Genomic DNA, 5,251 nt, shown 5'->3' with positions numbered 1-5,251 from the left:
TATTGGCTACATACAGGGCGGCTTAAACGCCACGACCACTGAGCAGTTTGGCCGGCAGGCCTATCATATTAGCTATATAGTCGCAGAGGCTTTACAGCGGGGCTTGAAGACAGTAGAGCCCAGTCTCGAGGCGCAAATTAAATATGTCCGTCATTTCGAAGATGTCGAGGTTGATACCAGCCAATTTCAGCGTGAATGCACGCCAAGTTATTTTACTAATGAAGGCCAAGTCAAGGCGCCGTGGAGCCTATTGCGGGGCTACGGTCTCGGCTGGACAGCCTTTGAGCAAAAGCTAGAAGATTGGCGTAATAAGGGTGATCTTGACGGGCTGATTGTCGGCAAATGATGGGGCGAATAGCCTTAAGGTTTGGGGCATTCGCTAGGGTAAGTGATTCCTGCTATTGAAATTTATACTACCGTTACAAGTGCCATACTTGGGTGTAGAATCGGTACTGCTCGTTTTTTGAGCATCGATTGCGGCGGTAATAAATTTTAGAGTAGGCAGGCCTGAATGAATGCAGATCTTTTTTACGCTTTAGAGCAGCCGCTGCATTCACTGCCAGCTCATAGCCAGGTGCGCTCTGCCAATCTGCAGAATTTCGCGGATTTAGTGGCGAGATTAGGGGGTAACCCCCGCGCTCTGTTGGAGCGCCACGGATTAGATACTCGGCTTATAGAAGACCAAGATAGCTTTATCGACTGTCAGGCCCTTGTGAATATGTATGAGGACTGTGCTGCGGATTTAAGCGAACCCTTATTTGGTTTTCATTTGGCCGAGATGCAAGCGCCAGATGTCTACGGTTGTGTTGCCGCACTGTGCCGTGCAGCGCCGAGCGTACGTGAAGCGGTGAACAGCTTGATTGACTATATTCCGGTTGTGCACTCCTCAGAGAGCGTCTTAGAGTTGGTCACAGCTTCGAAAGTCGCGGAGTTGCGGTGGACGGAACGCTCGAATATGGGGGTGAATGATCAAGCCAATTGCCAAGGTCTGTTACTGAATCTAAAAGTGTTACGCATGGCCGGAGGCGATAATTTCAAGCCGGAGTACGTGACGCTGCCCGCTGAGATATACCGCAATATGACGCCGGAAATAGAGCGTGTGATTGCCTGCCCGGTGAGAATGAGTGACGGCAAGGGCCGCATTGCTTTTGCTGCCGATCTGTTAGATGCGCGGGTGCCCAGCGCGAATAAACCGCTGTTTCAGTTGCTAAGTAGTTATATGTCGCGCTTGAAGCCGCTGCCGAAGCGGGACTTTCTCGATCTGGTCAATGACTATATCGCTAATGCCTTTGAGCGCGGCGAGCTCCATGTCGAGGGGTGTGCCAGCGCCTTGGGCATGTCCTCACGAACCTTGCAATCGCGATTACAAAGCAAAGATCTGAGTTTTTCTGAACTGCTTGAACATCGTCGCTTGGCTAGAGCCAAGTATGTTTTGAGCCAGAGCGATATGTCTATTGCTGAGCTTGCCGATTCCTTGGGCTACGCCGAGCGCACCAGCTTTGGTCGCGCCTTTAAGCGCTGGACCAGCTTGTCACCCCAGCAATACCGAGAGTTGCACTGCCGCTAAGTTGACGCTGCCGTCACAAGTTTAGACGCCGAGTCGCCTGCGCGAATTGCATCCTCATTTTCGCGCCAAGATTAACAATCCCGCTGCTTTCTAACTAGACTGAATGTATATCTGCCGCTGGTGCGGCCGTGCCATGGCGTCTGGGAGTGAGACATGACCGATAATATTTTGGATTGCAGTGACCTCGATAATCACATGGGCGTGCCGGTGCAGCCGGGGCGTATGCGTGAGCCATTTTCGAATACCGATATTCGGCGCTGGGTGCAGGCCATGCATTTCCCCAACCGTATTCACTACGACCCTGATTTTGCCGCCGAGAGCCGTTTTGGCCGGATGGTTGCACCCCAATCGTTTCCGGTTGCCATGGACGATGCTCACGGCACCGCCGCGTCCTGCGTTGGTTTTATTCCTAATTCGCACCTGATTTTTGGTGGTGACGAATGGTGGTTTGAAGGCCCCCGAGTATTCGCTGGAGACACCTTGCATAATCATCGTGTGCCGGTTGATTACACGGTTAAAGAGACTAAGTTCGCCGGGCCTACTTGCTTCCAGCGCGGCGACAACTATTACTATAACCAAGATGGCGACCTTATTGCCAAGCAGCGTTCGACGGCGATTCGCTATCGCCCTGATCTCGCTCGCGAAATGGGTGGTTCCCCCGGTGCCAGTGAGGACCCGGAGTGGAGCGATGCGGAGCTTGCTAAGCTGGAAGATCAGAAATACGACTGGATCAAAATGCTCCACACTCTCGGCCACGGTAAACGCTACTGGGATGACGTCAATATTGGCGATGCACTGCCTACCCGTATTATTGGCCCCCACAGCGTGGCGAGCTTTACGACGGAATGGCGAGCGTATTTGTTTACGATTTGGTGTGGCGTTAAGCGGCGTACAGATCTAGACATGGAGGCCCTTGGCTTTACTGGTGATATGGCGGGGAAAGAGCAAGACCCAGTATTAGAACTAGATAACCCTGAGCTTACCGATGGCGCCTACATTGGTCCGTCGCGGGGGCATTTGTTTCCCCGCTATGCCCGCCAAGTTGGTATGCCTCGTGGCTACGGGTACGGCGCGTCAATGGGTGCATGGATTCTGGATTATTTTGGCGGCTGGGCTGGGGAGTGGGGCCAGGTTATTCATTCCAACTGCGCCTACCGAGGGCCCTCATTTACCGGCGATATTACGATTATGAATGCGGACGTTGTTGATAAAATGGTTGATGACGAAGGGCGTCACCTAGTTCAACTCAATTTCAAAATGAGTAATCAGCTAGGTGTGACCTCCGCCACGGCCAAAGCGGAAATTGAACTGCCTAAAAAATAATAAAACCGAGGTGCTGGAAGCATGAGCGATAAGGCCGATAGGCTCGAATTAAGTTTAAATCGCGAAGAAATTCGTAACTGTATTATTACTTTAGCAAGGGGCGAAGACCGTCGCGATGGGGCATTAATTAGCGCGGTCTTTTGGCCCGATGCGGTATGCGATTTTGGTATCTTTAAAGGCAATTTCCAAGAATACCTCGACTGGGTGGTGCCGGGTGCTCCGCAAATACCGGTTACTCAGCACCTGCTCGGTCAGAGTTATATCGAGTTAACGGGTGATACTGCAAAGGTTGAGACTCATGTTACCGCTTATCACCGCATTAGCATGGAGGGCGGCGACTGCGATGCAGTGATTGGCGGTCGCTATCTTGACCGTCTCGCGCGGCGTAACGGCGTTTGGCGAATTGCTGAACGCACTATGCTGTATGACTGGGTCCGCAACGACGGCGAGTCAGTAGATTGGTCTCTGGGCGTGATGGGTATGCCCTTTAGCGACGAACACTTTAGTGGTAAAGCGGTGGGTGACTTCAGCGAAGTGTTTTTTAAAAAATAAGTGTTGCGTTAAGTGTGGAGAAAGTAAGTATGGCGGCATTAACGGGCAGAGTGGCGGTAGTCACTGGCGCTAGTCGCGGCATAGGTAAGGGCATTGCCCTCGCTTTGGCCAGCGAGGGTGCCATCGTCTACGTTACGGGTCGAAGTGTTACATCCGCTGATAGTCCCTTGCTGGGCACCGTTGGTGAAACTGCCGCAGAATGCACAAAGCGTGGTGGCAAAGGTATTGCCGTACAAGTTGACCATGCCAATGACCGGCAAGTTGCTGGGCTGTTTGAGCAAGTGCAGCGCGAGCAGGGCCGTTTGGATGTGTTGGTTAACAACGCCTTTGCCTTGTCGGACGATCTCACCGAGCCAAAACCTTTTTGGCAAAAGCCCCTAAGTAATTGGGAAATGGTTGATGTGGGCGTGCGCTCTAATTATGTGGCAGCATGGCACGCGGCAAAAATAATGGCGCCTCAGGGCAGTGGTTTGATCGTTGCAATTTCCGGTTATACCGGTGTTGCCTATACCTATAGCGTGGTGTTTGGCACGAGTAAATCAGCGGTCGATCGCATGGCGCGAGATATGGCTATTGAGCTTAAATCCTACAATGTTGCATCTATTTCACTCTGGCAGGGGCTAACCTTAACGGAACGCGCGGAGCGTAATCTGGCGACTATTCCTGGCCTTACCGGCGGCGCTGCCACTCGCCCGCAAGATGCCTGTTCCCCCGAGTATCCCGGGCGGGTTATTGCCGCGTTGATTAAAGACACCGACTTGATGAGACTCTCCGGCGGCACCTTTATCACCGCTGAGCTCGCTCAGGATTATGGTATTAAAGATATCGATGGGAAGACGATTCCGTCGTTGCGGGCAAGCCGTGGCGCGCCAATATGGTTGCCGATTTAGCCTAGGATATTCACCAATACTTTAAACGCTAGGAGCCAGACATGAGCAATAATGATATTGCGGGGGCAGAGCAAGCCGCTCGATTAATGCAATTACTGCATCGCCAAGATATTCACGATTGCCTACTGGGTTTTAGTCGCGCCATGGATCGCTTTGATCGCGATTTGTTTCTCGCCAGCTTTCACCCTGACGCCATTATCTCAGCCGGAGAGTTTGTCGGCGGCCCCGTCGAGCTTTATGACTGGGCATCTGCCATGCACGAGGTGGGGCAAAGTGCGACCCAGCATAACTTGCTAAATCACACTTGTGATATTGACGGTGATGTCGCCCACACCGAGACCTATTATCTGTTTGTTGGTCGCAATCGCGACGACAGTAATTGGATTGCGGGTGGCCGCTATATCGATCGCTTTGAACGGCGCAATAATGAATGGAAAATTGCATTTCGGAGCAATGCGATTGAATGGTCCGGTATGGCGCCTACATTGCCGATTCCCTTTGCTGACGTAGTTGACCTCCATCTCAATGGCTCGCCCTCGCGCAGTAAAGACGATCCGTCTTATCTGCGACCTTTACTTAATCAGCGGGAATTAAACGTCCCAAAGTAGCGAAAGTAAAATAGGTGGTATCACCAGCTATCAATAAATCCGCCCGAGCCTTTGGCTGTTTTATGCGCGACCGACTTTAGACCTCGCATTAGCCACTTGCGGCTTTCTGCGGGGTCGATTACTGCATCTAATTCAAAGTAACTAGCGATATGGCTGGCCTTACCTTTGCGGTAGCGGGAGGCGACGCGCTTTTCAAAAAATTCTTGTCGTTCTATGGGGTCTGCAATTGCTTCCATTTCCTTTTTGTAGGCAAGGCGAACTCCGCCTTCCAATCCCATACCGCCGAGTTCGCCCGTTGGCCACGCCACGGT

General features: G+C 52.1%; 5 protein-coding genes and 2 pseudogenes. 6 read left to right on the top strand and 1 reads right to left on the bottom strand.

Annotated elements, in window-relative coordinates:
* From ABYT30_RS15190 to ABYT30_RS15165, 6 genes and pseudogenes are all read left to right on the top strand, one after another.
* Window positions 1-346: pseudogene (locus ABYT30_RS15190) on the top strand (hypothetical protein); the annotation flags it as partial.
* A gap of 165 nt (window positions 347-511) precedes the next feature.
* Window positions 512-1,567, top strand: coding sequence for an AraC family transcriptional regulator ligand-binding domain-containing protein (locus ABYT30_RS15185; protein WP_373097355.1), 1,056 nt, complete (start codon window positions 512-514; stop codon window positions 1,565-1,567).
* 153 nt (window positions 1,568-1,720) lie between these two features.
* Window positions 1,721-2,890 (top strand): MaoC family dehydratase N-terminal domain-containing protein, encoded by a 1,170-nt coding sequence (locus ABYT30_RS15180; protein WP_373082954.1) that lies wholly within the window; start codon window positions 1,721-1,723, stop codon window positions 2,888-2,890.
* A 21-nt stretch (window positions 2,891-2,911) separates the two neighbouring features.
* Window positions 2,912-3,442, top strand: coding sequence for a nuclear transport factor 2 family protein (locus ABYT30_RS15175; RefSeq protein ID WP_373097354.1), 531 nt, complete (start codon window positions 2,912-2,914; stop codon window positions 3,440-3,442).
* 29 nt (window positions 3,443-3,471) lie between these two features.
* Window positions 3,472-4,332: an SDR family NAD(P)-dependent oxidoreductase gene (locus ABYT30_RS15170; RefSeq protein ID WP_373097353.1), complete on the top strand. Its 861-nt coding sequence runs from the start codon at window positions 3,472-3,474 to the stop codon at window positions 4,330-4,332.
* 41 nt (window positions 4,333-4,373) lie between these two features.
* Window positions 4,374-4,940, top strand: coding sequence for a nuclear transport factor 2 family protein (locus ABYT30_RS15165; protein ID WP_373082951.1), 567 nt, complete (start codon window positions 4,374-4,376; stop codon window positions 4,938-4,940).
* 20 nt (window positions 4,941-4,960) lie between these two features.
* Here the strand turns inward: ABYT30_RS15165 and ABYT30_RS15160 are convergent.
* Window positions 4,961-5,251: pseudogene (locus ABYT30_RS15160) on the bottom strand (hypothetical protein); the annotation flags it as partial.

This window comes from Zhongshania sp. (genome assembly GCF_041623545.1).
Taxonomy (GTDB): Bacteria; Pseudomonadota; Gammaproteobacteria; order Pseudomonadales; family Spongiibacteraceae; genus Spongiibacter.
This window is presented reverse-complemented; position numbering and strand designations above follow the sequence as displayed.

Excerpts from the sequence above, each read along its gene's own strand:
- ABYT30_RS15165 (WP_373082951.1), top strand. The coding sequence starts at position 4,374 with ATGAGCAATAATGATATTGCGGGGGCAGAGCAAGCCGCTCGATTAATG.
- ABYT30_RS15170 (WP_373097353.1), top strand. The coding sequence starts at position 3,472 with ATGGCGGCATTAACGGGCAGAGTGGCGGTAGTCACTGGCGCTAGTCGC.
- ABYT30_RS15175 (WP_373097354.1), top strand. The coding sequence starts at position 2,912 with ATGAGCGATAAGGCCGATAGGCTCGAATTAAGTTTAAATCGCGAAGAA.
- ABYT30_RS15185 (WP_373097355.1), top strand. The coding sequence starts at position 512 with ATGAATGCAGATCTTTTTTACGCTTTAGAGCAGCCGCTGCATTCACTG.
- ABYT30_RS15180 (WP_373082954.1), top strand. The coding sequence starts at position 1,721 with ATGACCGATAATATTTTGGATTGCAGTGACCTCGATAATCACATGGGC.